General features: G+C 68.0%; 28 protein-coding genes and 1 tRNA gene. 14 read left to right on the top strand and 15 right to left on the bottom strand.

Annotation, left to right across the window (positions count from 1 at the left end):
- The 4 genes from FIU66_RS13130 to FIU66_RS13145 all read left to right on the top strand — a co-directional run bounded on the left by FIU66_RS13130 (position 1) and on the right by FIU66_RS13145 (position 2,305).
- Positions 1 to 546 (top strand): DUF924 family protein, encoded by a 546-nt coding sequence (locus FIU66_RS13130; protein WP_167623181.1) that lies wholly within the window; start codon positions 1 to 3, stop codon positions 544 to 546.
- A 39-nt stretch (positions 547 to 585) separates the two neighbouring features.
- Complete coding sequence (locus FIU66_RS13135; protein ID WP_167623182.1) at positions 586 to 1,209, top strand: GntR family transcriptional regulator; 624 nt, start codon at positions 586 to 588, stop codon at positions 1,207 to 1,209.
- 89 nt (positions 1,210 to 1,298) lie between these two features.
- A complete protein-coding gene (locus tag FIU66_RS13140) occupies positions 1,299 to 1,862 on the top strand; it encodes a biotin transporter BioY (protein WP_167623183.1) in 564 nt (187 codons plus the stop codon).
- Positions 1,859 to 2,305 carry a DUF1284 domain-containing protein gene (locus FIU66_RS13145; protein WP_167623184.1) on the top strand — a complete coding sequence of 149 codons (447 nt, stop codon included), beginning with the start codon at positions 1,859 to 1,861 and terminating at the stop codon, positions 2,303 to 2,305. Before FIU66_RS13140 ends, FIU66_RS13145 begins: the two co-directional genes overlap by 4 nt.
- Here FIU66_RS13145 and FIU66_RS13150 read toward each other — a convergent pair.
- A complete protein-coding gene (locus FIU66_RS13150; protein ID WP_167623185.1) occupies positions 2,281 to 3,903 on the bottom strand; it encodes an acyl-CoA synthetase in 1,623 nt (540 codons plus the stop codon). The two genes, FIU66_RS13145 and FIU66_RS13150, sit on opposite strands and share 25 nt — an antisense overlap.
- A gap of 22 nt (positions 3,904 to 3,925) precedes the next feature.
- Positions 3,926 to 4,246 carry an antibiotic biosynthesis monooxygenase gene (locus FIU66_RS13155; RefSeq protein ID WP_167623186.1) on the bottom strand — a complete coding sequence of 107 codons (321 nt, stop codon included), beginning with the start codon at positions 4,244 to 4,246 and terminating at the stop codon, positions 3,926 to 3,928.
- Positions 4,247 to 4,384: 138 nt separating this feature from the next.
- On the opposite strand from FIU66_RS13155, the gene FIU66_RS13160 reads away from it, so the two are divergent.
- Positions 4,385 to 5,200 carry an MBL fold metallo-hydrolase gene (locus FIU66_RS13160; RefSeq protein WP_167623187.1) on the top strand — a complete coding sequence of 272 codons (816 nt, stop codon included), beginning with the start codon at positions 4,385 to 4,387 and terminating at the stop codon, positions 5,198 to 5,200.
- 54 nt (positions 5,201 to 5,254) lie between these two features.
- Positions 5,255 to 5,944, top strand: coding sequence for a fumarylacetoacetate hydrolase family protein (locus FIU66_RS13165; RefSeq protein ID WP_167623188.1), 690 nt, complete (start codon positions 5,255 to 5,257; stop codon positions 5,942 to 5,944).
- A 78-nt stretch (positions 5,945 to 6,022) separates the two neighbouring features.
- Here FIU66_RS13165 and FIU66_RS13170 read toward each other — a convergent pair whose 3' ends face one another.
- From FIU66_RS13170 to FIU66_RS13180, 3 genes are read right to left on the bottom strand one after another with little or no spacing between them, the layout of a single operon-like run.
- Entirely contained in the window at positions 6,023 to 7,375 is a 1,353-nt protein-coding gene (locus tag FIU66_RS13170) for an efflux transporter outer membrane subunit (protein ID WP_167623189.1), read from the bottom strand.
- A complete protein-coding gene (locus FIU66_RS13175) occupies positions 7,372 to 10,482 on the bottom strand; it encodes an efflux RND transporter permease subunit (protein ID WP_167623190.1) in 3,111 nt (1,036 codons plus the stop codon). Before FIU66_RS13175 ends, FIU66_RS13170 begins: the two co-directional genes overlap by 4 nt.
- Before the next feature lie 4 nt (positions 10,483 to 10,486).
- Positions 10,487 to 11,725: an efflux RND transporter periplasmic adaptor subunit gene (locus tag FIU66_RS13180; protein WP_167623191.1), complete on the bottom strand. Its 1,239-nt coding sequence runs from the start codon at positions 11,723 to 11,725 to the stop codon at positions 10,487 to 10,489.
- Between the two features lie 107 nt (positions 11,726 to 11,832).
- Here FIU66_RS13180 and FIU66_RS18030 point away from each other — a divergent pair, with 107 nt between their 5' ends.
- Complete coding sequence (locus tag FIU66_RS18030; RefSeq protein ID WP_191307848.1) at positions 11,833 to 12,426, top strand: TetR/AcrR family transcriptional regulator; 594 nt, start codon at positions 11,833 to 11,835, stop codon at positions 12,424 to 12,426.
- A gap of 21 nt (positions 12,427 to 12,447) precedes the next feature.
- Here FIU66_RS18030 and FIU66_RS18060 read toward each other — a convergent pair whose 3' ends face one another.
- From FIU66_RS18060 to FIU66_RS13200, 3 genes are all read right to left on the bottom strand, one after another.
- Positions 12,448 to 12,591: a hypothetical protein gene (locus FIU66_RS18060; protein WP_210254091.1), complete on the bottom strand. Its 144-nt coding sequence runs from the start codon at positions 12,589 to 12,591 to the stop codon at positions 12,448 to 12,450.
- A gap of 89 nt (positions 12,592 to 12,680) precedes the next feature.
- Positions 12,681 to 13,280, bottom strand: a complete 600-nt coding sequence (locus tag FIU66_RS13195) for an alpha/beta hydrolase (protein ID WP_167623193.1) — start codon at positions 13,278 to 13,280, stop codon at positions 12,681 to 12,683.
- A gap of 93 nt (positions 13,281 to 13,373) precedes the next feature.
- Positions 13,374 to 13,847, bottom strand: coding sequence for an Lrp/AsnC family transcriptional regulator (locus FIU66_RS13200; RefSeq protein WP_167623194.1), 474 nt, complete (start codon positions 13,845 to 13,847; stop codon positions 13,374 to 13,376).
- Between the two features lie 142 nt (positions 13,848 to 13,989).
- On the opposite strand from FIU66_RS13200, the gene FIU66_RS13205 reads away from it, so the two are divergent.
- Positions 13,990 to 14,442: an Rrf2 family transcriptional regulator gene (locus FIU66_RS13205; protein ID WP_167623195.1), complete on the top strand. Its 453-nt coding sequence runs from the start codon at positions 13,990 to 13,992 to the stop codon at positions 14,440 to 14,442.
- On the opposite strand, the gene FIU66_RS13210 is transcribed toward FIU66_RS13205, so the two are convergent.
- From FIU66_RS13210 to FIU66_RS13225, 4 genes are read right to left on the bottom strand one after another with little or no spacing between them, the layout of a single operon-like run.
- Entirely contained in the window at positions 14,439 to 15,089 is a 651-nt protein-coding gene (locus tag FIU66_RS13210) for a pseudouridine synthase (protein ID WP_167623196.1), read from the bottom strand. The genes FIU66_RS13205 and FIU66_RS13210 overlap by 4 nt on opposite strands.
- Positions 15,086 to 15,712 (bottom strand): LysE family translocator, encoded by a 627-nt coding sequence (locus FIU66_RS13215; protein WP_167623197.1) that lies wholly within the window; start codon positions 15,710 to 15,712, stop codon positions 15,086 to 15,088. Before FIU66_RS13215 ends, FIU66_RS13210 begins: the two co-directional genes overlap by 4 nt.
- On the bottom strand, positions 15,709 to 16,086 hold the full coding sequence (locus tag FIU66_RS13220) for a GFA family protein (RefSeq protein WP_167623198.1): 378 nt from the start codon (positions 16,084 to 16,086) through the stop codon (positions 15,709 to 15,711). Before FIU66_RS13220 ends, FIU66_RS13215 begins: the two co-directional genes overlap by 4 nt.
- On the bottom strand, positions 16,079 to 16,531 hold the full coding sequence (locus tag FIU66_RS13225) for a GAF domain-containing protein (RefSeq protein WP_167623199.1): 453 nt from the start codon (positions 16,529 to 16,531) through the stop codon (positions 16,079 to 16,081). The genes FIU66_RS13220 and FIU66_RS13225 overlap by 8 nt, the downstream gene beginning before the upstream one ends.
- Before the next feature lie 86 nt (positions 16,532 to 16,617).
- Here FIU66_RS13225 and FIU66_RS13230 point away from each other — a divergent pair, with 86 nt between their 5' ends.
- From FIU66_RS13230 to FIU66_RS13250, 5 genes are read left to right on the top strand one after another with little or no spacing between them, the layout of a single operon-like run.
- Positions 16,618 to 17,940 carry an ATP-binding protein gene (locus FIU66_RS13230; protein WP_167623200.1) on the top strand — a complete coding sequence of 441 codons (1,323 nt, stop codon included), beginning with the start codon at positions 16,618 to 16,620 and terminating at the stop codon, positions 17,938 to 17,940.
- Positions 17,941 to 17,953: 13 nt separating this feature from the next.
- Positions 17,954 to 18,577, top strand: a complete 624-nt coding sequence (locus FIU66_RS13235) for a response regulator transcription factor (protein ID WP_167623201.1) — start codon at positions 17,954 to 17,956, stop codon at positions 18,575 to 18,577.
- 5 nt (positions 18,578 to 18,582) lie between these two features.
- The gene (locus FIU66_RS13240) at positions 18,583 to 19,095 is read left to right on the top strand and encodes a DUF2478 domain-containing protein (RefSeq protein ID WP_167623202.1); all 513 of its coding nucleotides are present in this window, start codon (positions 18,583 to 18,585) and stop codon (positions 19,093 to 19,095) included.
- Positions 19,092 to 19,370 carry a sulfurtransferase TusA family protein gene (locus FIU66_RS13245; RefSeq protein ID WP_370528921.1) on the top strand — a complete coding sequence of 93 codons (279 nt, stop codon included), beginning with the start codon at positions 19,092 to 19,094 and terminating at the stop codon, positions 19,368 to 19,370. Before FIU66_RS13240 ends, FIU66_RS13245 begins: the two co-directional genes overlap by 4 nt.
- 9 nt (positions 19,371 to 19,379) lie before the next feature.
- A complete protein-coding gene (locus FIU66_RS13250) occupies positions 19,380 to 20,306 on the top strand; it encodes an AEC family transporter (protein WP_167623204.1) in 927 nt (308 codons plus the stop codon).
- A gap of 18 nt (positions 20,307 to 20,324) precedes the next feature.
- Here FIU66_RS13250 and FIU66_RS13255 read toward each other — a convergent pair.
- The 3 genes from FIU66_RS13255 to leuB form a co-directional block, all read right to left on the bottom strand.
- Positions 20,325 to 20,401, bottom strand: a tRNA-Pro gene (locus FIU66_RS13255).
- A gap of 47 nt (positions 20,402 to 20,448) precedes the next feature.
- The gene (locus FIU66_RS13260; RefSeq protein WP_167623205.1) at positions 20,449 to 21,408 is read right to left on the bottom strand and encodes a DMT family transporter; all 960 of its coding nucleotides are present in this window, start codon (positions 21,406 to 21,408) and stop codon (positions 20,449 to 20,451) included.
- Positions 21,408 to 22,532: a 3-isopropylmalate dehydrogenase gene (gene leuB, locus FIU66_RS13265; RefSeq protein WP_167623206.1), complete on the bottom strand. Its 1,125-nt coding sequence runs from the start codon at positions 22,530 to 22,532 to the stop codon at positions 21,408 to 21,410. Before leuB ends, FIU66_RS13260 begins: the two co-directional genes overlap by 1 nt.
- A 151-nt stretch (positions 22,533 to 22,683) precedes the next feature.
- On the opposite strand from leuB, the gene FIU66_RS13270 reads away from it, so the two are divergent.
- Positions 22,684 to 23,874, top strand: coding sequence for an MFS transporter (locus tag FIU66_RS13270; RefSeq protein ID WP_167623207.1), 1,191 nt, complete (start codon positions 22,684 to 22,686; stop codon positions 23,872 to 23,874).

Consider the following 23,874-nt stretch of genomic DNA (forward strand, 5'->3'; position numbering starts at 1 on the left):
ATGACGATCAAGACCGCGCAGGACGTGCTGGACTTCTGGTTCTCGCCGCAGATGGAGCCGATGTGGTTCGCCAAATCCGACGACGTGGATGCCCAAATCCGTGACCAGTTTGCCGCCACCTACGAGGCCGCGCACCGTCGCGAGTTGGACAATTGGGCCGAAACCGCCGAAGGCGCGCTTGCCCTGGTGATCGTGCTGGACCAGTTCCCGCGCAACCTGTTCCGCGGCAGCGGCCGGGCCTTCGAATCGAATGATCTGGCCTTGGAGCACGCCCGGGCCTCGTTGGACGCCGGTTTCGACATCCAGGTCGATCCGCAGCGGCGGCAGTTCTTCTATCTGCCTTTCATGCACAGCGAGGATCTGCCCGACCAGACCCGCTCGGTCGAGCTTTACGAGGCCCTGGGCAACGACAACAGCCTGCGCTTCGCGATCGCGCATCGCGACATCATCCAGCGGTTCGGCCGATTTCCGCACCGCAACGCGGCCCTGGACCGGCCCAATACGCCGGACGAGGCCGAGTTCCTGAAGACGCACAAGGGTTTCTGAACGCTGGACCTTGGGGGGCGGCCGGATTATCTACAATCCATGCCGCCCGAACCCCTTGCCCATCGCATCAGCCGCGAACTTGCCGCGCGCATCGTTTCCGGCCGGATCGCGCCGGGCGAGCGGCTGCGGCAGGATCACATCGCCGCCGAATTCGGCGCAAGCCATGTTCCCGTGCGCGAGGCGTTTCGCCACCTGGAAAGCCGCGGCCTTGCCATCAGCGAGCCCCGGCGCGGTTTCCGCGTCGCGGGATTCTCGCTGGCCGAGGTGCGCGAGGTGGCCGAGATGCGCGCCGCGCTGGAGGTGCTGGCCCTGCGCCATGCTGCGTCCCACCTGACGCCTGCGATCCTGGACCGGGCCGAGGACGCGACGCGGGCGGGCGACCGCGCAGCCGATGTGGAAACCTGGGAGGAGGCAAACCGCCAGTTCCACCGCCTGCTCCTAGACCCCTGCGGGATGCCGCGCCTGCTGAAATCCATCGCCGATCTGCACACCGCAAGCGCCCGCTTCCTGTTTTCGGGCTGGCGCGCGGAATGGGAGGCGCCGACCGACCGCGACCACCGCGCGATCCTGCACGCGCTGCGGTCGGGCAATCTGGACCGCGCCTCCGCCGTGCTGGCCCGGCATGTCCAGTTCAGCGGCCAACGACCCCGGACGCGGCGCTAAACAATCCCCTCTTGATCCGATAGATAATTCGTGAACTATCCTCGCACGACGAATCCATAATTATCTATAATTCAAGATAGGGACGATCAATGATGCCGACTCCAGCCTTCAGCCCCGTGAACCCGCACAGCCTGTCCCTGCCCGTCCGCCTGCTGGCGGTCGCTTTCGGCACGGTCCTGCTGGCCATTTCCTCGCGGATCGAGGTGCCGATGGTGCCGGTGCCGGTGACCATGCAGACCTTCACCGTGGCGATGATCGGCGCGCTTTACGGCTGGCGGCTGGGGACGCTGACGGTGCTGGCCTGGCTGGGACAGGCGGCCTTGGGCCTGCCGGTGCTGGCAGGCGGCGCAGGGGGCCTTGCGCATTTCGCGGGACCGACCGGCGGCTACCTGGTAGCTTTCGCGGTCATGGCCGCGCAGATCGGCTGGCTGGCCGAACGCGGCTGGAACGGCAACCGTGCGGGTCTGGCCTTCCTGTCGATGCTGGCGGGCAACCTGATCTGCCTGGCCATGGGCGCGGCCTGGCTGTCGCGCGGCATCGGCTGGGATGCGGCGATCGTCCACGGCGTCACCCCCTTCCTGATCGGCGCGGTTCTGAAATCCGCCGTGGGCGCGCTGGCGCTGCGCCAGCTGGGCCGCCCGCGCCGGGCATGACGATCCGCCTTCGCGCGCATCACCTGCTTTGCCTGCTGACCTGGGCAGGCAAGGGCTACAGCCCCGCCTTCACGGCGGGGTTCACCGCCATCGCGGGCCGTATCGCGGCGGGCGAGGCGGTGGTGCTGGTCGAAGGCCCCGACGATGTCTGCGTGCCGATGCTGGCCGATCCCGGCTGCCATTGCCGGGGCGGCAGCGTCGCGCGTCGCGACGCGCAGGCAGCGCGCGACGTGGCCGCGCTGCTGGGCCGCCCGCTGGCGCCGGGGCAGCGGCTGGTGCTGGACCCCGCCACGCTGGCCCGGATGCGCCGCGCCTTCGCGGGCGGCGTGATCCGGACGGCCTGCACGGGTTGCGAATGGTCCGGCCTGTGCCGCGACATCGCCGATGACGGCTTTGCCGGGACGGTCCTGCCCGCCCCTCAGCCGGGCAGGCTGCGGGCCTGATCGCGCAGCACGAACTTCTGGATCTTCCCGGTCGAGGTCTTGGGCAGCGGCCCGAAGACCACCGTCTTCGGCGCCTTGTAATGGGCCATGTGGTCGCGGCAGAAGGCAATGATATCGGCCTCGGACGCGTCCTTGCCGGGCCGCAGGTCCACGAAGGCGCAGGGGGTTTCGCCCCACTTGGCATCGGGACGCGCGACCACCGCCGCCTCGTTCACCGCCGGGTGGCGGTACAGCACGTCCTCGATCTCCACCGACGAGATGTTCTCGCCGCCCGAGATGATGATGTCCTTGCTGCGGTCCTTGATCTCGACATAGCCGTCGGGATGCATCACGCCCAGATCGCCCGTGGCGAACCAGCCGCCGCGAAAGGCCTTGGCCGTGGCCTCGGGGTTCTTGAGGTAGCCGCGCATCACGTTGTTGCCGCGCATGAAGATCTCGCCCAGCGTCTGCCCGTCATGGGGGACGGGGGCCAGCGTCTGGGGATCGGCCACCATCAGCCCGCCCAAGGCCGCGTTGCGCACCCCCTGCCGGGCCTTCAGCCGCGCGCGTTGGTCGGGCGGCAGTTCGTTCCATTCCGGCTTCCAGACGCAGACGACCGAGGGGCCATAGACCTCGGTCAGGCCATAGACATGGGTGACCTCGACGCCCATGTCCTCCATCGCCTGGATCACGGCGGCAGGGGGCGAGGCGCCGGCGGTCATCACCTTCACCGGGTGGTCGAAGCGTTTCAGATGCGCGTTCTGGGCCAGCATGTTCAGCACGATGGGCGCGCCGCAGAAATGCGTGACGCCTTCGCCCGCGATCAGGTCGAAGATCGGCTCGGCCCGCACTGCGCGCAGGCAGACCGAGGTGCCGGCATTCGCGGCCATCGCCCAGGGGAAGCACCAGCCGTTGCAGTGAAACATCGGCAGCGTCCACAGATAGACCGAATGCGCGGGCATCCCCCAGTCCTGCAGCTGAGAGATCGCGTTCAGCGCCGCCCCCCGGTGGTGATAGACCACGCCCTTGGGACTGCCGGTCGTCCCCGAGGTATAGTTCAGCGCGATCGCGTCCCATTCGTCGGCAGGCAACTGCCAATCGAATGCGGGATCGCCTTCGTCCAGCAGGGCCTCGTAATCCAGGTGGCCTATGGGATCGCCATGGGTGATCGTGGGGTCCAGGATGTCCACGACCAATCCGATGTCGCATCCCTTCAGCGCCTCTCGCGCAAGGGGGGCGAATTCGCTGTCCACCAGCAGCGCCTTGGCCTCTCCATGCTGCAGGATGAAGCGCACGGTGTCCGCGTCCAGCCGCGTGTTGATCGCGTTCAGCACCGCCCCCAGCATGGGGATGCCGAAATGGGCCTCGTAAAGCTCGGGGATGTTGGGGGCGATCACCGCCACCGTGTCGCCCCGCCCGATCCCGCGCGCCGACAGCGCGCTTGCCAGCCGGCGGCAGCGGTCCTGGGTTTCCGCCCAGGTCCGGCGGACCGGGCCATGGACCAGGGCCAGCCGGTCGGGATGGATCGCCGCCGTGCGGGCCAGGAAGTCCAAGGGCGTCAATTGCGCGAAATTGGCCGCGCAGGCGTCAAGGCCCTGGTCGTAGATCGTGTTCGTCATGTCCCCCTCCCCTTTTTTGCGATCAGCCGGCCCGGCCGATATGCTGGATCGCGGTGAAGCCTTCGAAGCGGGGGCCGCCTTCATACAGCTTCTTCGTCTCGCCCGCCCGCGCATGGGCGTCGCGGAACTGCTGGCTGCGGGTCCAGCCGATGAAGTGATCCTCGGACTCCCAGACCGTGTGCGAGGCATAAAGCCGCCGCCCGTCCTCCTCGGGGCCCTTCAGCATGTGGAACTCGACAAAGCCCGGCAGGCTGTCCAGCTTGCTGTCGCGCGACAGCCACAGGGCCTCGAACTCGGCGGCGTTTTCGACGGGAACGGTGAAACGGTTCATGGCGATGAACATGGCGCAACTCCTCTTTGCCGGCGATCCTGCCGATCCTGCCGCCATGGATAAGCCCCGGCCCGCCCCCTGTCACGCGCTTGTGACGGGGGTTCCGGGCGTTCCGGGTTACGCTTCCGCCGATCTTTCCGGGGGACGACCATGCGCCTTGCCCTTGCCACCGCCGTGATCGCCGTTCTGCCGCTGGCCGCGCAGGGCCAGGAACGCAGGCCCAGCCATTGTATCGCCATCGCGGGCGGACCCGAACGCATCCAGCAGGCCGCTTGGTCCGACCCGGTGCCGGAACGGTCGGTCAGGCTGTCCTTTCTGGGACATGCCATGTTCCTGATCCAGACGCCGGGGGGCCTGGACATCGTCACCGACTTCAACGGCAACCTGCATCCCGACGCGCCGGTGCCGGACGTGGTGACCATGAACCGCGCCCATTCCAGCCACTGGACCGACCGGGTGGACGGGATCCCCCATGTCCTGCGCGGCTGGTCTGAACAGTTCGGGGTTGCTGCCGACCACTACCTGACGCTGGGCGACGCGCTGATCCGCAACGTGCCGACCGACATCCGGTCCTTCGGCACGGTCGAGGAAGGCGGCAATTCCATCTTCGTCTTCGAGGCGGGCGGCCTTTGCATCGCGCATCTGGGCCATCTGCACCACGAACCCACCGACGAGGATTACGCCCGCCTGGGCCGCGTGGACGTGCTGCTGGTCCCGGTCGACGGCAGCTACACGATGGAGCAGGCGGCGATGATGCGGGTGGTCAGCCGCCTGAACAGTTCGGTGGTGATCCCCATGCACTGGTTCGGCCCCGCCCGGCTGGAGGCCTTCCTGACCGGCATGGCGGGCCAGTTCGACATCCAGCGGCCGGGTGGCAGCGAATACCTGGCGTCCTTGCGGGGGCTGCCGGACCGGCCGACCGTGGTGGTGCTGGAACCGGCCTCGATGGGGCGAAGCTGGCCTTGACGGGGCATTGCGGGCGCGGGACAGTCCGCCGCACCCCAGCGAAAGCCCCCTCCCATGTCCGACTTCGTCATCCCGCCCGCTGCCCTTCCGTCCCTGCCCGTGGCAGGCGACAGCCGCCGCTTCCCGGTGCGGCGGATCTATTGCGTCGGCCGCAACTATGCCGACCACGCGCGAGAGATGGGGCATGACCCCGACCGCGAACCGCCCTTCTTCTTTTCAAAGCCAGCCGACACGCTGCTGGCGGGGGACGCCGACCTGCCCTATCCGCCGCAGACGGGGGATCTGCATTTCGAGGCCGAACTGGTCGTGGCGCTTGGCGCAGGCGGCACGGACATCGCGCCTGACGACGCGCAGGGACTGATCTGGGGCTATGCCACCGGCAACGACTTCACCCGGCGCGACTTGCAAGCCGCGGCGAAGAAGGCCGGGCGGCCCTGGGATCTGGCCAAGGGCTTCGACCTGTCGGCGGCCTGCGGGCTGCTGGATCCGGTCGGCCAGACCGGCCCGCTGAACGCAGGCCGGATCGCGCTGTCGGTCGACGGCGCGTTGCGCCAGGAAGCGGATCTGTCGCAGATGATCTGGCCTGTGGCCGATGTCATCGCCCATCTGTCGCAATCGGTGCGGCTTCAGCCGGGCGACCTGATCTTCACTGGCACCCCGGCAGGGGTTGGCGCGGTCACACGCGGGCAGGCCGTGACGGTCGAGATCGAGGGGCTGACGCCGCTGGTGACGCGGATCGTCTGACGGGCGGGCGCAAGGTGCGTGCAAGCACGCATCCTACGGTCGTGGCGGCGTAGGGTGCGTGTTCACACGCACCATGCCTTACCGCGATCCTGCCCCCGTGGCGATCTGCAGCGTCGCCCATTCCTTGGCGGCAGCATTCCGGGCCTGGGCGGCGGCAAGCCGGGCGCTTGCACGGGACCGGTCAGCCTCCAGCAAATCAACCAATGCCAGGGCTCCTTCCTCGAAGTTCTGGCGGGCTAAGGCATAGGCGCGGTCATACGACGCCGCAGCCCCTTCCAGGGTCGCGGCCCGCTGGCGGAAGCGGCGCAGGTTCGACTGGGCGGTCTGCACATCCTCGACCGCCGCGGCGATGGCGGATTTCCAGGCGATCTCGGCCCCGCGCGCTTCGGACAGGCGGCGGGACCGGGTGGCCTGCAGCGCGCCCTGGTTCAGGACCGGCAGCGACAGGCCGGGGCCGAAACCCCAGGCGGTGGCCCCGCCCTGGTCAGTGACCCGCCCGGTCAGCGAGATCGCGGGCAGCAGGTCGGCCGTGGCCACCCCCACTGCAGCAAGCGCGGCCGCATAGTCGGCCTGCGCCGCGCGGATGTCGGGGCGCGAGCGCAGCAGGTCGGCGGGAACGCCGGTGCCGGGACCAGGGGGCGTGCGCAACTGGGCCGATCCACCGCGCATCTGCCCCATCAGCGGCGCGGCCTGCAGGTTCAGCAGCGTGGACAGTCGATAAACCTGGGCATTGAACTGCGCCTCGTAATTCGGAAGGTCTGCGCGGGCCGTTTGCAGCAGCGCCTCGGTCTGGGCCACGTCGTATTCGGTGGCGATGCCCACCGACTGGCTGTTGCGCGTCACGTCCAGCGTGCCTTCGCGCGTGCGGATCGTGTCGCGGGTCAGGGCCAGGGCCTGCTGGAAGAAGCGCGCGTCGGCATAGGCGGCGATCACCTCGGCCAGCCAGGCCAGGCGGACGGTCTGGGCTTGGGCCTGGGCCGATTGCAAGGCGGCCGCTGCGCCTTCCCGGGCGCGCCGCGCGCCGCCAAACAGGTCGAAGACGAAACTGGCCGACAGGGCGGCGGTGTTGGCGGTGCCGGCGGCGATGCCGTCGCCGCCCGCCCGTTCCCGCCCCGCCGTGGTCGTGCCGCCGATCTGGGACGCCCAGGGCTGGGCGGCCCGCACATCGGCCTGGGCCGCGCGGATGCGTTCGTTGGCGGCCATGATGTCGAAGCTCTGGCCCATGCCCTGGCCGATCAGGCGGTTCAGGGTGGCGTCGTTGTAGCCCGACCAGAAGGCGGTTTGCGCAGGCGTCGCCGCCCCCTCGCCCTCGTCGAAACCGGCAGGGACGGCGGGGGTCGGCAGGGCGTTCGGATCAGGTCCGACCGCCGCGCAGGCCCCAAGCGCCAGAACGGAACCAAGCATCGCGCGGCGGTGCAATCGGAAACTCATGCGGGTTTTCCCCTTCTTTTCTTGACCAGCTCGACCGCCTTCAGCACGACCACATAGAAGACCGGCACCAGGAAGATCCCGATCACCGCCGACGAGGCCATGCCGCCCAGAACCCCGATCCCGATCGAGTTCTGCGCCCCCGCCCCCGCGCCGCTGGCAATGGCCAGGGGCAGCACGCCCAGCATGAAGGCGAAGGTGGTCATCAGGATCGGGCGCAGGCGCATCTTGGAGGCCTCGATTGCGGCTTCCAGAAGCGGACGGCCCTGCGCCACCAGCGATTGCGCGAATTCCACGATCAGGATGGCGTTCCGCGCGGCCAGGCCGATGGTCGTCAGCAGGCCCACCTTGAAATAGACGTCGTTCGTCTGCTCGAAGAACAGCGCGGCAGCCAAGGCCCCCAGAATGCCCACCGGCACGGTCATCATGACCGCCAGGGGAACGGTCCAGCTTTCGTAAAGCGCGGCAAGGGCCAGGAACACGACCAGGGCCGACAGCGCGAACAGCAGGGGCGCCTGGTTGCCCGACAGCCGTTCCTGATATGACAGGCCCGTCCAGGCGCTGCCATAGCCGCCCGGCAGTTCGGCCACCATCTCCTCCATCGCGTCCATGCCGGCACCCGACGACAGGCCCTGGGCCGCGGCGCCCGACAGTTCCAGCGCGCGGGTGCCGCCATAGCGGGCCAGGGCCTGCGGCTCCTGGTCCCAGACGCGGGTGGTGAAGGCGCCGAAATTGACCATGTCGCCTTCGGCATTGCGGGCAAACCAGCGGTCGATATCCTCGGGCTGGGAGCGGGCATCGGCCTCGCCCTGGACGATCACAGGACGCAGTTCCGTGCCAAGCGCAAAGTCGTTCACGTCGCGCCCAGAGAAGATCACCGACAGCATCGCGTTCACCTCGGATATCGACAGGCCGAAGGCCGCTGCCTTCTGCTGGTCGATGTCCAGCCGCAACGAGGTCTCGAAGGGCGCATCGTTGCCGCGCAGGTTGGTGACGCGGCCGTCTTCCTGCGCGGTGGCGACAAGCTGGTCGGCTGCGGCCGTCAGCGCCTCTTGCCCGCGGCCCGACTGGTCCACGAGATACATCGAGAAGCCCGAGGACGCGCCCATGCCGGGAATGGCCGGCGGTTGCAGGAAATAGGCCTGGCCCGCCCGATTGTTCATGAAGAAATAGCCGTTGGCGCGCGTGACCAGGGACGCCACGTCCAGGTCCGGCCGTTCGTCATATTCGCGCAGCTTGGCAAACAACATGGCCTGGTTCTGGCCCGAGCCGCCGAAGCTGAAGCCCAGGACCGAGAAGGTCGATTCCACCGTCTCGGCTTCCTGGACGCGCAGGTATTCCTCGACCTTCTCGACCAGGGCCTGGGTCTGGGCGGTGGTCGATCCCTCGGGGGTTTCGATCATCACCAGCATCACGCCCTGATCCTCGTCGGGCAGAAAGGATCCGGGCAGGCGTTCGTAAAGCGCGGCGGCGCCGAAGCCGATGACCGCCAGCACGATCAGCATGCGGAACGGACGGCGCACCAGCCGGGCCACCGCATTGCCATAGCCGTTGGTGGCGCGGTCCAGGTTGCGGTTGAACCAGCGGGCGGGCGCGATCCCGTCGCCATGCTTGCGCGGCCGCAGAAGGCTTGCGCACATGGCGGGTGTCAGGATCACGGCCACGCCCAGCGACAGGACCATCGCCGTGATGATCGTCAGCGAGAACTGTCGATAGATCACCCCCGTCGCGCCTGACATGAAGGCCATGGGCAAGAACACCGCCGACAGCACCATGACGATGCCCACCAGAGCCGAGGTGATTTCCCCCATGCTCTTCTCGGTCGCCTCGACAGGGCCAAGGCCCTCCTCCTCCATCACGCGTTCCACGTTTTCGACCACGACGATGGCGTCATCGACCAGCAGGCCGATGGCCAAGACCAGGGCGAACATGGTCAGCGTGTTGATGGAAAAGCCCGCCGCCGCCAGCACGCCAAAGGTGCCCAGCAGCACGACCGGGATGGCGACGACCGGGATGATGGTCGCACGCCAGCTTTGCAGGAAGGCCAGGATCACCAGGAAGACCAGCACCACGGCCTCGGCCAGGGTGTGGTAAACCTGGTTGATCGATTCCTCGACAAAGGGGGCCGTGTCATAGGGATAGACAACCTCGACGCCCGCAGGCAGCGAGGGCGCGATGCCGTCGATGACCTCGCGCACGGCATGGGCGGTATCGACGGCATTGGCCCCCGTCGCCAGGTTCACGCCAAAGCCCGCCGCCGGATTGCCGTTATAGCGAGCGGCCCCGCCATAGGATTCCTGCCCGATCTCGATGCGGGCGACATCGCCCAGGAAGACCGTCGATCCGTCCGGGTCCACGCGCAGCAGGATCCGCTCGAACTCGGGGACCGAGGAGAACTGCGACTGCGCCGACAGGGTCAGGGTCAGCCGCTGGCCTTCGGCACTGGGTTCGGCACCCAGATCGCCCACCGTGACGTTGGTGTTCTGTTCGGACACGGCAGCGGTCACGTCGGCGGGCGTGACCTGATATTGCGCCATCTTCATCGGATCCAGCCAGATGCGCATCGCATAGCCCGACCCGAAGGTGTTGATGGATCCCACGCCGGGCGTCCGCTTGACCGGATCCTCGATCATCTGGGACACCAGGTCGCCCAGTTCCACGGTCGAATGGCTGCCGTCGCTGCTGGTGAGCGCCCCCACCAGCAGGATCGACGACGTGGACCGCGAGACGTTCACGCCCTGCTGCTGCACGATGTTGGGCAATTGGCTGGTCACCAGTTGCAGCTTGTTCTGCACCTGCACCTGCGCGATGTCGGCATCCACCGTGTCATCGAAGGTCAGCGAGATCGAGGCCGAACCCGGCGTCGAGTTCGAGGTCATGTAGATCAGCCCGTCGATCCCGGTCATCGCGTCCTCGATGACGGTGGTGACCGAGTTCTCGACGATCTCGGCCGAGGCGCCGGTATAGGTCGCGCTGATGCGGACGGTGGTGGGGGCGATCTGGGGATATTGCTCGATCGCCAGGGTCTGCAGGCCAAGGCCGCCGACCAGCATGGTCACGAAGGCCAGAACCCAGGCGAAGACGGGGCGGTGGATGAAGAAACGGGCCATGCGCTTACTCGGCCGGGGCGGCGTCGGCGGGGGCCGGATCGGCCCCGGTTGCGGCGTCTGGTTCGGCGTCCGGTCCGGCGGCAGTTTCGGCGGCAGTTTCGGCGGGCTGTTCGCGCACCACGCCGTTCTCGTCCAGCGTGACGGGCACGGTTGTCACCGTCGCGCCGTCGGACAGCGCCGCAAGGTTGTCCACCGCCAGCAGCTCGCCCGGTTCCAGCCCGTCGGTCACGATCCAGTGGTTCTGATAGGTGCCGTCATCGACCAGATCCACCTGCGTGGCCTTGCCGTCGCGGATCACCCAGGCCGTCAACTGGCCGGTCTTGCTTCGGGTCGCGGCGTTCTGCGTGACCAGGAAAGCCTCGGTCGTGCCCAGGTCGATCTGGCCGCGCAGGAACATTCCGGGCAGGATCAGGCGGCGCGGGTTGTCAAAGCGGAAGCGCGTGTCCACCGCCCCGGTCGAGGTCGAGACGGTGAAGCCGGGCGCCACCAGTTCGCCCGTGGCGGCATAAGTTTCGCCGGTTTCCAGCGTCAGCGTGGCCTGCAGGGTTTCCTTCAACTGCAACCGGCCCTCGCTGATGTCGTCGCGCAGGGACAGCAGGCGGGCCGAAGGCTCGTACATGTCCACGTCGATGGGATCCAGTTGCGTCACGGTCGCCAACGGGTCGGCCTGCCCCGCCGTCACCAGATCGCCTATCGACACGGCCGCCACGCTGGCCAGGCCGTTGATGGGGCTGGTCACGGTGGTCCAGTCCAGTTCGGATTGCGCCAGGGTCAGCGCGGCCTCGGCCGATTGCAGGGCCGCCTCGGCCTGTTCAAGGGCGGCGCGCGATTCGTCGACCTGCGCCTGGGTGGTCCCCGATCCCAGCAGCCGTTCCGTCCGGCCGAACGAGGTGCGCGCCTGGGTCAGGGCCGCCTGGGCCGAAGTGACCTGGGCTTGGGCGCTTTTCAGGTTCGCCTCGTAGGTGGTGGGATCGATGCGGAACATCGGCGCACCGACATCAAGCGCCGCACCGGGTTCATAGAGGATCTCGGTCACCAGGCCGGTCACGCGGGGCCTGATCGCGGCTTCGGACTGCGCAATGGCGCGTCCGGGCAAGGTCACGATGCGCGGGACGGACTGCGGCTGCAGCGTGACGACGCCCACCTTGGGCGGCGGCATCTGCGCGTTCTGGGACAGGGCAGGCAAGGACAGGAACCAGAGCGCCAGAAAAGACAGGCACACCACCGGGCGAATACGATACATCAGAGATTCCTACAAAGATGGCCGCCGGGACGACGGTGCTTGGCAGGCTTGTTGCACAATAATGCATTCTGTGCAATATTTGCTTGTAATGAATTGCGAGGGCTGACATGGCTTTGAAATCAACGCTTCGTGACCGCAGGCGACTGCAAACCTCGCGAGAGATCCAGCGGGCTGCCCTGTCTCTGGCGCTGAGCCAAGGCTACGAGGGCTTGACGACCGAGATGATCGCGGCCGAGGCCGGGATCAGCCAGCGGACCTTCTTCAACTATTTCCTGAACAAGGAAGCCGCGATCATCGGCGAGACGGTATCCTTCGACGAGGAAACCGTGGCCTGGTTCCGCGAATCGTCGGGACCGCTTGTCCCGGACCTTCTGCAGGCGCTGCGCAGGCTGTTGTGCAGCAGCGACCTGGACCGGGGGATGTCGCAACTGATCGACCGGCTGCTGAACAAGGCGCCCGAACTGGTGCCGATCTTCTATGGTTCGCTGAAGCGGCTGTCGGATCAGTTGTCGGACCTGGCCGTGCTGCGCTTGGGCCAGGACGCCCGCGCCGACGCGGATCTGCTGGCCGAGGCGATCTCGCACGCCTTGGCGGACACGTTCCGCATCTGGGCCAATGACGACGCCATGGCGCCCGACAGCATCGTGGACGTGACAACCGCGCGGCTTCTGGTGCTGCGCGGCTTTCTTGACCAGCTTTGACGGTCAGGCCAGCCTTGATCGTCAGGCCAGCGCGGCGGCAAGCAGGGCCAGGCCCGTGACATTGGCCAGGACCAGCAGCATCCGGCCGTGGCCGGGCCGGGCGCCGCAAGCCTCGTCGTCCCGGCCCGCGCGACGCAAGTGCATTTCAGTCTGAAGATCGAACATGCAGGGCACTCCGAAATCGATGATCGGGCAGGGTTCGGCACGCTGATCGGCGCTGCGGCCGGATCCGCGCCCAAAGCCGGGGGCGGGCATCACGCGCCTGGCCGCCGCGCGGCCGGGGTCTGCCCCAACAGCCTGCGCAGGATCGACGGGCGCGCTGTCTGGTCCATCAGCCGGTCGCGAATGACCTTGCCGCCGGGCCAGGGCCCGAAGCCCGAGGCGACGTTGATATGGCCCGCACGGCCCATGTCGATCAGGTCGGCACCCAGATCCTCGGCCAGGATCTGGCTGCGGTCAAAGGACATCCAGGGGTCATTCCGGCTGGCTACAAGCACTGCCGGCACATCCAGGGGCCGGTCCGGCAGGCGGCCGAACCGCCGGATGCGGTGGCAGTCGCCGGTCGAGGCTTGGGGATCGGCCGGGGCCACCAGAACGGCACCGCGCACCCGCAGGCCGGTCCAATGGGTCAGCATCTGCGCGATCAGAACCGCGCCCAGCGAATGGCCCACAAGGATGCTGTTCGGATGGCGCAGGATCATCACCGCCAGGGCGGCCTCCCATGCCTCGCGGACAGGGCGGCGCGGATCGGGCAGGTCGACCAGCATGGCCTCGGGATCGGTCCGCGCCCACCAGTCCTGCCAGTGGGGCGCGGGGGATCCGTCCAGGCCGGGAACGATCAGGGTCTTCGACATGGCGCGATTCCTTTTCCTTCTGTTCCGATAACACTACTAGGTTAGTCGTGATTTAGTTCCCAAAGATCCCCGTTGCAGGAGAAGATCCATCTCTCAGCGGTCACGGGTATTGATGGGATAGGCCGTGGTGTGGCGCAGCCGCTCCATCGCGAAATGCGAGGTCAGGTTCTTGATCGGCACGGCGTCGGTCAGGCGGCGGTAGAAGTCGTCATAGGCTGCCATGTCGGGCACCGCGACGTGCAGCAGGTAATCCATCTCTCCGGCCATGCGATAGGCTTCCATGATCTCGGGAAAGCTGCGGATCGCGGCCATGAAGGCGTCGCGCCAGGTCGCGCCGTGATCCGCAGCCTCGATCCCCACGAAGACGGTCAGGCCGAATCCCAGCTTGGCGGGATCGGCCAGGGCCACGCGCCCGGTCAGAACGCCCGCCGCTTCCAGCTTCTGGATGCGTTTCCAGCACGGGGTCTGCGACAGGCCCACGCGGTCCGCGATCTGCGCGATCGGCTGGGTCGCATCCTGCATCAGGGCGGCGACGATCTTTCGGTCGATCAGGTCCAGGGTGGTCATGCATGTCCTCGAAAGCAGTTCCCGCATTCAGAGTGACAGATAAACAGCAAATGTCCACCGTCTTAGTCGTATTTATTGGAACGGCCGGCTTGCCTTTAAATCTCGACCTTGATGTGGGTATTTTACCGGCATAGGGTGGGCCATGATCACGCAGAAGATGAAATACGCGCTGAAAGCGATGCTGGTGCTGGGGGACGAGGCTGCCCAGCCCAACCCCGAGGCCTTGACCATCGAAAAGATCGCCCGGCGGTCGGACACGCCGAAACGCTTTCTGGAACAGATCCTTCTGGAGATCCGCAACGCGGGAATGGTCAGTTCCATCCGCGGCCGGTCGGGCGGCTATCTGCTGATCAAGCGGCCCAGCGACATCTCCATATCGGAACTGCTGCGTCTGATCGACGGCCCGATTGCCCCCCTGCCCTGCCTGTCGCGCCGCGCCTATCAACGCTGCGAGGACTGCCGGGACGAGGCGTCCTGCCGCATCCGCAAGGTCTTCGCCGAAATCTTCTGGTCCTACCTCATCCTGATCGAATCGCTGACGCTCGAGGACATGCTGCGGTCCGAACAGGTCGCCGAACAGGTGATCGGCGCCTAGAACGGCGCGGGCTGGCTGAAGGTGACCTGCACGCCGCTGTCGGGATGGCGCAGGCGCAGGCTTTCTGCGTGCAGCATCAGGCGCGGATGATCGGCGGCGGCGCCGGTCGCGTAAAGCGGATCGCCCAGGATCGGATGGCCGGTTTCGGCCATGTGGACGCGCAACTGGTGGCTGCGGCCGGTCAGCGGGAACAGCCGGACGCGCGTTTCGGCGTCCGTGGCGCGGATCACCCGCCAGTCGGTCTGCGCCGGGCGGCCCTGCTCGTGGTCGACCTTCTGGCGCGGCCGATTCGGCCAATCGACGATCAGCGGCAGATCGACGGTGCCGGCCTTGGGTTCCAGGCGTCCGGCCAACCGGGCGAGATAGGCCTTCTTGACGCGGCGTTCCTCGAACTGCCGGGACAGGGTCCGCTGCGCATGGGGCGTCAGCCCGAAGACCATCACGCCCGAGGTGTCCTGGTCCAGCCGATGGACCAGCAGCACGGTCGGGAAGGCGCCGCGCAACCGGTTGATCAGGCAGTCGTCCTTGCCCTCGCCCCGGCCCGGCACGGACAGAAGGCCGGCGGGCTTGTCGACCACCAGGATCTCGTGGTCGGCGTGCAGGACCTTCGGTGCCTCGGACGGCGGGGCATAGGGAAAATCGCTCACTTCGCGACCAGCCGGAACGCCAGGCCCGCGAACATCACCGCGGCGATCTTGTTGATCAGCCCCAGGCGCTTGCCGATCACGTGGCCCGCATAGCCCGCGACGATGCCATAGCCCATCGTGACCAGGGTGCCGGTAAAGGTGAAGATCAGCCCCAGCCCCAGGATCTGCTGCCAGACCGGGCCCCAGGCGGGATTGGTGAACTGCGGCAGGAAGGCCAGCAGGAACAGCACCGGCTTGGGGTTCAGCGCATTGGACAGGAAGCCGCGCCGGATGATGGTCCAGGGCCGGACGCTGCCCCGCGCCGAGGGATCCGCCGGACCCGCCCGCCAGCTTTTCCAGCCCAGCCACAGCAGATAGGCCGCGCCTGCATACTTGACTGCCAGCAGCGCCTCGGGATGGGCGGCGACGACCGCGCCCAGGCCCACGGTCGCCAGCGTCACATGCATCAGGACGCCCAGGCCCACGCCAAAGCCCGCAAGAGCGCCCGCCCGCGGCCCGCCCTGGATGCCGCAGGCACTGGCGAAGAACACGTCCTGCCCCGGCGCCACGTTCAGCATCAGCCCGCCCGCGACAAAGGTCGCCAGTTGCGCCAAGGGGATGTTCGCGACGGTGTCCCAGATCATCCCTGCGGATCCTGCGGCAATCCGTCGGCAATGTCGTAGTAGTCGCCCTTGTCGGCCACGAAGATATGCCCCGCCATCCGCAGGCCGGTGGGGCTGTCCACGGCGCCCGGCGCGACCTCGATCCCCTCGCGGTCCCGCCTGCGCCAGAACAGGCTGCTGCCGCATTCGGGGCAGAAGCCGCGCTCGGCCTCCTCCGAGGATCGGAACCACTTCACCTCGCCCCGGATCGTCAGGTCGGCGGTCTCGGCCGCGGCCCAGACATGGCCCGACCAGCGGCGGCACTGGCTGCAATGGCAGGCGCGCAGGTCATCGCCGCCCCAGCGGCCCGCAAAGGTGACGGCGCCGCACAGGCAGCGCCCGGTGAAGTCAGACATGGGCAAAGACCTCCTCCAGGATGGCGGCCAGACGGGTGGCGTCTTCGTCGGTGAAGGCGCCTGGCTGGTCGCTGTCGATGTCCAGCACGCCGATCAGCCGCTCGTCCTTGCCCCAGAAGGGCAGCACGATTTCGGATCGGGTGGAACTGGCGCAGGCGATATGACCGGGAAAGGCGTCCACGTCGGGCACAAGCTGCACCTGACCCGTGCGCGCCGCAGCCCCGCAGACCCCGCGCGAGAAGGGGATCACCAGGCAGCCGTGGCCGCCCTGGTAGGGACCAATCTTCAGCAACCCGGGCGCGACCACGCGATAGAAGCCGGTCCAGTCGAAGCGGTCGTCGGACTGGTGGATTTCGCAGGCCAGCGTGGCCATCAGCGCGACCTCGTCGGTCTCGCCTTCGGTCAGGGCGCGGATTCGGGCGGAAAGGGTGTCGTAGTCGGTCATGGCTTCCTTCTATGCCGGGCGCGCGGGCGCGAAAAGCGGCGATTGCGGCATTTACGCGACCGGGCCGCTCGGCCAATCTGCGCGCCATGAACAGGCTTTCCCTGACGCAGCGCATTCTTCTGGTGATCCTGGCCGTGCAGGCGGCGCTGTTCGCGGCGCTTGCCGCGGCCAGCCTGGAAGGCGCGCGCCGCGACATCGCCACGGAAACCCGGCTGGCGGTTGATACGGCGCGCGCCCTGGTGCTGGCGACGGTGGGGACCATGCATGGCGCCGTGCCGCCCGACCGGATCATGCAGCTTTTGCCCGAACGCCTGGTCGTGCCCCGCCACGTGACCCTGGGCACGGTGGACATCCTGGACGGCGTCGTGCGCCGCGCCCCCGCGCCCGCCGCCGCGCATCGGTCGGCGCCGGGATGGTTCGCCCTGCTGGTTGCGCCGGATCTGCTGGAAACGCGGCTGCCGGTGGTGATCCAGGGCCGCCCGCGTGGCTATGTCTTCATCGCCACGGATCCCGCCGAGGAGATCGCCCTGGCCTGGCGCAACCTGTCGGCCTTCCTAGGGCTGGCAGCCCTGGCCTCGGTGGTGCAAGGGCTGCTGATCCTGCTGGCGACGCGGCAGGCGCTGCGCCCGGTCATGGCGATCGCCAGCCGCTTGGCCGACCTGCGCCGCGGAGACCTTGCGGCGCGCGTGGGGCCGGTGGCGCAGCGCGACCTGACCCCCATCGCGGCAGGTGTGGACGACCTGGCGCAGGCCTTGCAACAGGCGCAGGCCGACCGCGCCCGGCTGCAGCGCCGCGTGGTGACGCGCGGCGACGAGGAACGCAAGGCGGTCGCCCGCGACCTTCATGACGAGATGGGCCCCTGCCTGTTCGGCCTGCGGGTCGAGGCCGACGCCCTGCGCCAAGCCGCAACCACCCCCGCCGTCGAGGCCCATGCCCAGGCCATTGCCCAGATCGCCGAGGAAATCGCCCGCGTGAACCGCGCCCTGCTGGGCGACCTGCGGCCGATGGCGATCGGGCAGTTGCCGCTGGCCACGGTCCTGGGGGATTACGTGGCCGACCTGGGGCGGCGCTTCCCGGATCTGGATATCGACCTGGACCTGGCCCCCGGCATGCCCGAACCGGATGAGGCGACTGCCCTGACCCTGTTCCGCATCCTGCAGGAAGGCACCACCAACGCCCTGCGCCATGCCGGGGCGGAACGCGTCATCGTACGGTTGTGGACAGATCCCGCGCATTGGCGGATGGTGCTGTCCGACGACGGCCGTGGCATGGCGCCGGGCAGCCGCGAAGGCACCGGCTTGACCGGGATGCGCGAACGCATCACCCTGCTGGGCGGCGATTTGACCTTGTCCTCGGGGGCGGGGGGAACCACCATCAGCGCCAGCCTGCCCCTGCCGCAGGCGGAATGAAGGCCAAGACCAGATGAAATCCGCGCTTGTCATCGACGACCACCCGATCACCCACCTGGGCGCGAACCGCCTTTTGCGCGACCTGGGATACGACCGGATCGGCCAGGCCATGTCGGGCGAGGATGCCCTTGCACAACTGTCGGACGGCGAGGCGCCGGACCTGATCGTCCTGGACATCAGCCTGCCGGGGGCGGGGGGGCTGGACCTGGTGACGCCCTTGCGCGACGCCGCGCCCGATGCGCGGATCCTGATCTTCTCGATGAACGACCAGACCGGCTTTGCAGCCCGTGCCCTGCAGGCCGGCGCGCAGGGTTTCCTGTCCAAGAACGCGCCCCCCGCCGATTTCCGCGAGGCGGTGCGGGTTCTGGAAACGGGTGAATTCTATCTGTCGCCCAAGCACGCGATGGCGCTTGCCACGCTGCGGGCGGGGGCCTCGGCCGATCCGCTGGGGGCGTTGTCGGACCGCGAGCGGCAGGTTCTGGCGCTGATCGGCCGGGGCTTCAGCCTGCAGGCCATCGCGGACGAGCTGGAGGTCAGCTACAAGACGGCAGCCAATACCTCGTCGGCGCTGAAGAAGAAGCTGGGCGTGGACGGTATCAACGGGCTGATGAAATTCGCCCTGGACAGCGGGGTATGACGGCCATGCTGGGATGGTTCAGCCTTGAAGACGACGCCCCGCCAGGCGAGGCCGACCGGATCCTCGCCCGCCTGACCGCCAGCCTTGCCGATGCGGGGCTGCGGCTGGCCGGGGCCGTGCAGGTCAATACGGATCGTGGCGCCGACTGCGCCTGCGACATGGACGTGCTTGTCATCGGCGAGGAGGACATGCCGATCCGCATATCCCAGTCACTGGGGGGCGGGTCCAGCGGTTGTCGGCTGGATCCCGGTGCGCTGGAAATGGCGGCGGCGCGAGTCTCGGTCCGGCTAGCGGGGGCGGAACTGCTGATCCTGCCCAAGTTCGGCCGGCAAGAGGCCATCGGCCGCGGCTTTCGCAGCGTGATTGCGCAGGCCGTGGCACAGGACGTGCCGGTCCTGCTGCATGTGCCCCCTGAACAGCGCGAGGATTTCGCCCGCTTTTGCGACGGGATGGGCCAGCATGTCGCCCCGGGGGCCCTGGCGGAATGGTGCCTGGATCAGGTCACGGGCGTGCAGTGACCGAAGACCCGGTGATCGATGCGCGCGGGCTGTTGTGCCCGCTGCCGGTGCTGCGGCTGCGCAAGCTGCTGCTGGACCAGCCGCCGGGGGCACGGGTGCGGCTGTGGGCCACGGATGCCATGGCGCAGGTCGATGTTCCGCATTTCTGCGACACCGGCGGGCACCGCCTGGTCAGTCAGAGCGACATCGGTGGCGGCGTTCGCGAATTCACCGTGGAAAGGGGGCCTTCCGCCCCCGCGGCTGCCGTGGCGGCCTCACCCCCCGAGGATGTTTAGGCACAGAAGATGCTGGCGGTCTTTCTGAAAACCCTGCCCTTCTTCGGGCTGATCGGGCTGGGCTGGCTGGCCGCCCGCACGCGGTTCTTTCCGCAGGAAGGCGCGGCATGGCTGACGAAGTTCGTCTTCTATTTCGCGCTGTCGGCGATGCTGTTCCGCTTTGCCGCCCGGCTGGATCTGGCGGCGCTGTTCGACGGGCGGTTCGTCCTGGCCTATCTGGGGGGGTCGCTTGCGGTCTGGATGATCGGCCTGGCCGCCGCCCGGGCCCGCGGCCTGCCCGTGGCCGAGGCGGCGATGGAGGCGCAGTGCTGCATGATCGGCAACACCGGCTTTCTGGGGGTGCCGATGCTGGTGGTGCTGCTGGGCGAACGGGCCGTCGGGCCGGTCCTGATGGTGCTGACCATCGACATGCTGGTCTTTTCCACCCTGATCACCCTGATCATCCATGCCGGCCGCAGCGGCGGGCTGCGTTTGGCGACGGTGATCCCGATCCTGCGGGGCATCGTCGCCAACCCGATGATCCTGTCGATGGTGGCGGGCCTGGCTTGGGCGCAGATGCGCCTGCCCCTGCCCGTCCCCCTGGACGAGTTCCTGGCCATGCTGGGTGCTGCGGCCACGCCCGGCGCGCTGTTCGCCATCGGCGCCAGCCTGGCGGGGCGGCGGATCGGGCGGCTTGCGGCCTCGGCCTGGCTAAGCGGAGCCAAGCTGGTCCTGCATCCGCTGGCCGTGGGACTGGCAGCCTGGGCGCTGCGCGTCGAGCCGGTGGCGGCAGGCGTCATGGTCGCGGCGGCGGCCCTGCCGGTGGCGGGCAATGTCTATATCCTGGCGCAGTATTTCGGCGTGGCCCAGCAGAGGGTATCGGCGGCAATCCTGATTTCGACCGCAGCCAGCATCGTGACGATACCGCTGGTAATGCTGCTGATCGGGCAGGCCTGAAGGGATTATCGGGATAAATGGTCGGAGCGAGAGGATTCGAACCTCCGACCCCCTGCTCCCGAAGCAGGTGCGCTACCAGGCTGCGCTACGCTCCGACCGTGACGGGGCAGGTAGCGCGGGGCCGGGCGGATTGCAAGCCCCGTCAGGGCCGCGGCGGCCATATTCTTTGCAGAAGCGTCGTGCGTGGCGCCGTTACCGTTTCCGCGCGGATGCGCGAGGCGATCACCGGGCGGTTGGCGGAATTGCCGCCACGGCCTTCGCGCCAGACGATATAGATGCCCGATGCGATGATGATGGTGGCGCCCCCGAAGGTGGGCAGGTCCAGAACCTCGTTGAAGAAGATCCAGCCATAGGCGGTGGCCCAGAGGATCTGGGAATACTGCATCGGCGCGACGATCGCGGCCTCTCCGGCCCGGTAGGCCAGGATCAGCAGGAAGCCCGCGACAAGGCCAAGGCAGGCGATCACCCCTGCAAGCGCCAGATGCGCCAGTTCCATCGGCCGGTAATCAACCGCAAGCGACGCTCCGGTGGCCAGGAAGTTGCCCAGCATCGGCCACATCAACAGCACCAGCGGGCGTTCCGACCGGCCCAGCTTGCGCAGGATCACCGCCGTCGTGGCCGAAGCGATGGCCGAGGCGAGCGCCGCAAGGTGGCCCCATTCCAGCGGCTGTGCGCCCGGGCGCAGCACGACCAGCACCCCCAGAAGGCCGATCACCACCGCCGCCCAGCGATGCAGGCCAACCTTTTCCCCCAGGATCGGGATCGACAGGATCGTGACCAGCAGCGGCGCTGCGAACAGGATCGAATAAACCTGCGCCAATGGCAGTCGGGAAAAGGCGAAGAAGCTGCCCATCCCGGCGATCACCCCCACCACCGTGCGCACCGCGACCCAGCCGGGATTGGCGGGACGCAGCGTGCCCGGCGTGGGGTCGCGCATGATGATGACCATCACCAGCGGGAAGGACAGCAGTGACGAGAAGAACAGCACCTGCAGCGCAGGATACTGCGCCCCAAGCACCTTGATGACCACGTCATGCGTCGCGTAGATGCCCATCGCCAGCAGGGCCAGGGCCGCGCCACGGACGTTGGACGCGGCTTCCATCAGGCTTGCGACAGGGCCGCAACGATCCGGTCGCCCATCTCGGCGGTGGACACGGGCGTGCCGCCTTCCGGTCCCATCAGGTCTGCGGTCCGCACGCCGTCGGCCAGCACCTTTTCCACCGCCCGTTCCAGATCAGAGGCGGCCTGGCCCTGGTCGAAGGAATAGCGCAGCGCCATGGCGAAGGACAGGATGCAGGCGATGGGGTTGGCCTTGCCCTGGCCCGCGATGTCGGGGGCGGATCCGTGGACGGGTTCGTACATCGCCTTGGGCCGGCCATTCGCCATCGGCGCGCCCAATGATGCCGAGGGCAGCATCCCCAGGCTGCCGGTCAGCATGGCGGCGGCATCCGACAGAAGGTCGCCGAACAGGTTGTCGGTCACGATCACGTCGAACTGGCGCGGGTTGCGCACCAGCTGCATCGCGCCGTTGTCGGCATACATGTGGGTCAGGTCCACGTCGGGGTATTCGTTGTCATGGACCCACTGCACCTCCTCGCGCCAGAGGATGCCGGATTCCATCACGTTGGCCTTCTCCATCGAGCAGACCTTGTTGTTGCGGCGCCGCGCGAGTTCAAAGGCCGAACGGGCCACGCGGCGGATTTCGCCGGATGTGTAGCGTTGGGTGTTGATGCCGACGCGGCCGCCCTCGTTGTCGGGATTGTTGTCGTCGGAATGGATGCCGCGCGGTTCGCCGAAATAAACGCCCGAGGTCAGTTCCCGCACGATCAGGATGTCCAGCCCCGCCACCACCTCGCGCTTGAGGCTGCTGAAATCGGCAAGCGCGTCAAAACATTGCGCGGGGCGCAGGTTGGCGTAAAGGTCCATTTCCTTGCGCAGGCGCAACAGGCCGCGTTCGGGCTTCACGCTGAAATCCAGCACGTCGTATTTCGGGCCGCCCACCGCGCCCAGCAGCACCGCGTCCACCGACTGCGCCTTGGCCATCGTCTCATCCGTCAGGGGCGTTCCATGCGCGTCGTACGAGGCGCCGCCGACCAGGCCTTCGCTGATGTCGAAGGACATGCCGCGATTGGCCCCGAACCAGTCGATGACCTTCACGACCTCGGCCATGACTTCGGGGCCGATCCCGTCGCCGGGCAGGATGAGAAGCGAATAGCTGTCGGACATGGTTCCTCCGGTCCTTGGTCGCGCCGTCGCGTTTGGTGCTAGTCCGCTGGCCGGGGCTGGTCAAGTTGACGCGCGGGGACGATTGCACGTCTTGCACCTTTTGCGGCGATCGCACAGCCTGCGCCCGAACCGCGACGGGAGAGCGCAAAGAATGCCGGTCCTATCCCTGGGCATCGTCAGCCTGGTGCTGGCCTATGTCCTCAGCCAGTTCTACCGCGCGTTCCTGGCGGTCCTGACGCCGGTCCTTGGGGTGGAACTGGGGGCCAGGCCGGGGGATCTGGCGCTGTCGTCGGGGCTGTGGTTCGCGGCCTTTGCGGCCATGCAGATCCCGGTGGGGCGGATGCTGGACCGGATCGGGCCGCGCCTGACGGTGGCCTTGCTGCTGGGCGGCGCGGGCGGCGCAGGGGCGGCGGTCTTTGCCCTGGCCGGGGCGCCGTGGCACCTGCATCTGGCGATGGCGCTGCTGGGCGTGGGCTGCGCGCCGGCGCTGATGGGATCCTATTACATCGTCGCGCGGGAATATCCGGCCTCGGCCTTTGGGGCGATGGCGGGGATGATCGTGGGCTTTGGCTCGCTGGGCAACATCCTGGGTGCGACGCCCCTGGTCTGGGCGATCGAGACGCTGGGCTGGCGCGCCAGCATCGCGGGCCTTGGCCTTGCCACAGTCGGCGTGGCGCTGCTGATCGCGGGCACCGTGCGCGATCCTGCGAAGCTGGGCGCCGGTCATCCGCAGGGGTCGCTGGCCGAGGTGCTGCGCCTGCGCGCCCTGTGGTTCATCCTGCCGCTGTTCTTCGTGAACTACGCGGCTTCGGGCGCGATCCGGGGGCTTTGGGCGGCACCCTACCTGGAACGGGTCTTCGACGCGGATGCGATCCTGATCGGGCGGGCGACGCTGGCCATGGGCGTGGCGATGATCCTGGGCAATTTCCTGGTGGCCCCAGCCGTGCGGCTGGTGGGCAGCCTGCGACGGACGGTGCTGATCTTCACCGGCTGCACGCTGGCGGTGATGGGGTTCCTGGTCATGAACCCCGATCCGGGGCTGGGGCTTGCGGTGGTGATGCTGGCGCTGATCGGGCTGTCGGGGGCGGGCTATGTGCTGCTGATGGCGCATGGGCGGTCCTTCCTGCCGGATCACCTTGTGGGGCGGGGGGTGACCTTCCTGAACATGATCTCGATCGGCGGCGTCGGCGTGATGCAGTTCGCTTCCCGGCCCGTGTTCCAGGCAGCCGCTGCGGCCTATGCCCCGCCGCAGGCTTTCGCTATGCTGTTCGGGTTCTTCGCGGTCCCGCTTGCCATCGGGTTCGCCCTGTACTTCCTGACGCCCGAGGCCCGGAATGCCTGA

The sequence above is a fragment of the Paracoccus sp. AK26 genome, assembly GCF_011801365.1.
GTDB lineage: Bacteria > Pseudomonadota > Alphaproteobacteria > Rhodobacterales > Rhodobacteraceae > Paracoccus > Paracoccus aerius.